At 64.8% G+C, this 3518-nt stretch carries 4 protein-coding genes; all 4 read left to right on the forward strand.

Annotated features, from left to right (window positions below):
* Positions 1–134 precede the first annotated feature (134 nt).
* The 4 genes from FFS21_RS31685 (at position 135) to FFS21_RS31700 (ending at position 3330) form a co-directional block, all read left to right on the forward strand.
* Positions 135–680 carry a transposase gene (locus tag FFS21_RS31685; protein ID WP_124682078.1) on the forward strand — a complete coding sequence of 182 codons (546 nt, stop codon included), beginning with the start codon at positions 135–137 and terminating at the stop codon, positions 678–680.
* A gap of 111 nt (positions 681–791) precedes the next feature.
* The gene (locus FFS21_RS31690) at positions 792–2231 is read left to right on the forward strand and encodes an IS481 family transposase (RefSeq protein ID WP_008651549.1); all 1440 of its coding nucleotides are present in this window, start codon (positions 792–794) and stop codon (positions 2229–2231) included.
* Positions 2228–3061 (forward strand): ExeA family protein, encoded by an 834-nt coding sequence (locus FFS21_RS31695; protein WP_008651548.1) that lies wholly within the window; start codon positions 2228–2230, stop codon positions 3059–3061. The genes FFS21_RS31690 and FFS21_RS31695 overlap by 4 nt, the downstream gene beginning before the upstream one ends.
* A 53-nt stretch (positions 3062–3114) precedes the next feature.
* Positions 3115–3330, forward strand: coding sequence for a hypothetical protein (locus FFS21_RS31700; RefSeq protein WP_011229369.1), 216 nt, complete (start codon positions 3115–3117; stop codon positions 3328–3330).
* Positions 3331–3518 lie beyond the last annotated feature (188 nt).

Here is a 3518-nt window from a genome sequence, read left to right on the forward strand (position 1 = left end):
TGTGCATAAGCAGCTTTCGTGATGCCGAAAGCGTGGGGATTTGAGCAAGAACGGTGATGGACGCTGGAGGGGTTCCCTCAGGGAGCGTGCATGCACGCGCCTGAGGGAAGATGTCGCCTTTATTGTGTCGAGCAATGAAGGAGACCTCAGCAGTGTGCCATGCCTTGCTACAAACGCCAGCGTTTTTTGCCCTGTTGCGCCGGATCGACGAAGACTTGATGAAGGTGGCGCGAGACAGGGGCTGCTGCCATTGCGGCTCTGTGCTGCACAGTGCCAACTATCCGCGTAAGCCGCGCGGATGCCCACCGGCAGCACACCCGGACTGCAATACGCGCCTGAGCCTGTGCTGTGCCGGATGCCGCAAACGCATGACGCCCGATTCGGTGCGCTTTCTCGGCCGGCGTGTCTGGCTGGCCATTGTCCTGGTACTGCGATCGAGCCGTGCCACTGGCGCCTGCCTGGACGGCCTGCCGGCGATCAGTTGGGCCACGCTCAAGCGCTGGCGTCAGTGGTGGACCGAGACCTTCCCCAAGACCCCCGTCGGTCGGTGGCTGCGTGGCCTCATCCCGCCAACGCCCGAGCCGTTCATCTATCCCGACTGCCTGCTGCAATCGGTCGAGCACGACAGCGAAGACGAGCGTCTGGCCGCGGTGTTGCTTCTGCTGCTGGGCCCGGCCTGACCACGCTGGCTGAGGGATGCGCCAGATAGGGGAATCTCCCGCAGAACATGTCGATGGCGGGTCACCCGCACTGCCCGTAGCCTGCTCCCGTTATCCCCCCAACGGAGAGTCATGTCACTATCGATTGATCATCGCAACCGATGGGCGCGCTTGCGCTTCTCGGTCATTGGCCCTTTGCTGGCTTCGCCGCCTGCCAAAGGAGAATTGCAGCAAGCGTTCCAGGCACTGGCCGCCAAGGTCTGGCGGCACCCCATCACCGGCGCCGACGTTCAGTTCGGCGCGTCTTCCATCGAACGCTGGTATTACCGGGCCCGTCACGTCCAGGATCCGGTCGATCAACTCAAGAACCGACTGCGCGACGATTGCGGCCACTTCGTCAGTCTGAGCCCAGCCATCATCGAAGCGCTGGTCGAGCAGTACCGTCAGCACCCCGGCTGGACCATGCAGTTGCATTACGACAACCTGCGCGTCGCGACCAAGGATGGCCCGGACACGCTGCCGTCCTACACCACGGTGTGCCGGTATCTGAAGGCGCAGGGTCTGGTGCGCAAGCCAACCCCGCGCTCGAGCACGGATGGGGCCATCGCTGCTGCGGCTCGCCGCGAGGCACGCGAGGTGCGTAGCTACGAGGTCGACCACGTGGCCGCGCTCTGGCACCTGGACTTCCACCATGGTTCGCGCAAGGTGCTCACCCCCGATGGGCAGTGGCACAAGCCGCTGCTGCTCTGCATTATGGACGACCATTCGCGGCTGGTCTGCCACCTGCAGTGGTTCCTCGACGAGACCACTGCCTCGCTGGTGCACGGCGTCTCGCAGGCGATCATGAAGCGAGGGCTGCCGCGGGCCATCATGACCGATAACGGCGCAGCCATGATGGCCGACGAGTTCGTCGAGGGGCTGGCCAGTCTGGGCATCCTGCACCAGACTACCTTGCCCTACAGCCCATACCAGAATGCCAAGCAGGAACGCTTCTGGGGACAGCTCGAGTCCCGGCTGATGGCCATGCTCGAAGGTGAGTCGCACCTCACCCTGGAGCAATTGAACCTCGCCACGCAGGCCTGGGTCGAGCAGGAATACCACCACAAGGAACACGCCGAACTCGAGGCGACGCCTCTGCAGCGCTACCTGTCCTGTGCCGACGTCTCGCGCCCCAGTCCCGAGGCGCTGGCCTTGCGCCGGGCCTTCCGTATCCGCCAGCATCGCCGCCAGCGCAGAACCGACGGCACCTTCACGTTGGACGGCGTGCGCTTCGAGATCCCCGGCGCTTACCGCCACCTCGAGCAAGTCTGCCTGAGCTACGCGCGCTGGGATCTCTCCCAAGTCGACCTGATCGATGCGCGCATCGGCGCGATCCTGGCCGCCGTGTTCCCGCTGGACAAGTCTGCCAATGCCGACGCACGGCGCGCGCATCTCACGGCCAAGGGTGCCTCGCCTGCTAACGAGGAACCCGCGCAGGCTGGCACTGCGCCGCTGCTGCGTCAGTTGCTCGCCGAACACGCCGCCACCGGCCTGCCGCCGGCCTATCTCCCACCCGCACCCACCAAGCTATGAATCAACCCAACCTGCTGGCCTTGTACGGTCTGAAGTTCAACCCCTTCGCCCAGGACATCCCCGTCGAGGCCGTGTTCGTGCCACCCAAGCTCGATCACTTCTGCTGGCGCATTGAGAACGGTATGGCCCGCGAAGGCGGCTTCGCCATGGTGCATGGCGACCCCGGTTGCGGCAAGAGCGTCACGCTGCGCCTGCTCCATCAGCGCCTCATGCGCGTCCCCGATCTGATGGTCGGCTCGATCGCTCACCCACAGAGCAATCTGGCGGACTTCTATCGCGAGCTCAGCGACATCTTTACCGTACCGCTCAAGCCCCACAATCGCTGGGGCGGCTTCAAGGCGCTGCGCGAGCGCTGGCTCACCCACATGGAGGCCAGCCGCCGCCGCTGCGTGCTGCTCATCGATGAAGCCCAGGAGATGGCGGTGCCAGCCCTCTCGGAACTGCGCCTGCTCGCACAGGCACGCTTCGACTCGCAATTGCTGCTGTGCGTGGTGCTTGCCGGCGACGCTCGCCTGCCGGAGAAGTTCAGCCGCGAGGACCTGATCCCGCTGGGCAGCCGCATCCGCTGCCGTCTGGCGCTGGAGAGTGCGAGCATCGACGAGCTGCAGGCCTGCCTGGACCACTTGCTGGCCGCCGCCGGCAACGCCACCCTGATGACCATGCCATTGCGCCAGACCCTGTGTGAGCACGCCGCCGGCAATTACCGCATCCTGATGAACCTGGCGGGCGAGCTTCTGGCCCAGGCCGCGCAGCGGGAGCTACCGCAGATCGACGAGAAGCTCTATCTGGAAACCTACAGCGCAACCCTGAACCGCCGCGCCAGGCGGTGAGTGGCGCCGTTGGCCATCGCCGCCACGTCCATCAACACAACGACGACATCACCATGACCTTCCACCAGCCATCCGGCATCGCCCAGGGGCTGCCCCTGCTCATTGATGCCAACTGGACGCCCGCGCAGGCCTGGGCTGTGATCGAATTGCTCGACGATCTGCGCGACCGTCTGCATGCTCACTATCAATTGGCCTTGGCCCAGTGGCTGGCCGAAGATCGGCAGGAGCATCCTGATGGCCTTGGCGATCTCGCAGATAACGACTTCTGATCCAGTAACAAGGGGCCCGCCGGGCCCCTTGTTACATCAGTGCCGCTGCTCCGCATCCGGTCCACCGCGATAGATCGCCACGTCCATCAGCGTTGCCCGACGGCACGCAACATTGGTGATGGACGGTGCCGCAGCCGACCATCAATTACCGTGCTCGCGCATCCATCGAATCTCGTGCTCACGCACAC

This window comes from Cupriavidus sp. 2SB, from assembly GCF_005503625.1.
GTDB lineage: Bacteria > Pseudomonadota > Gammaproteobacteria > Burkholderiales > Burkholderiaceae > Cupriavidus.